Below are 264 nucleotides of genomic sequence, written 5' to 3'. Positions count from 1 at the left end.
GGCGCCTTCCTGATGCCCGTGGAGGACGTGTTCTCCATCTCCGGCCGCGGCACCGTCGTGACCGGCCGTATCGAGCGCGGCATCATCAAGGTCGGCGAAGAAATCGAGATCGTCGGCATCTCCGCCACCCAGAAGACCACCTGCACCGGCGTGGAAATGTTCCGCAAGTTGCTGGACCAAGGCCAGGCAGGCGACAACGTCGGCATCCTGCTGCGCGGCACCAAGCGCGAAGACGTCCAGCGCGGCCAGGTGCTGTGCAAGCCC

1 protein-coding gene is annotated in these 264 nt (G+C 65.9%); it reads left to right on the top strand.

The window, feature by feature from the left end; genetic code table 11:
• The coding region (locus HA630_RS02470; protein WP_243855326.1) for an EF-Tu/IF-2/RF-3 family GTPase at positions 1 to 264 on the top strand (264 nt) is incomplete at both ends.

This window comes from Aquabacterium sp. A08 (assembly GCF_011742065.1).
This window is presented reverse-complemented; position numbering and strand designations above follow the sequence as displayed.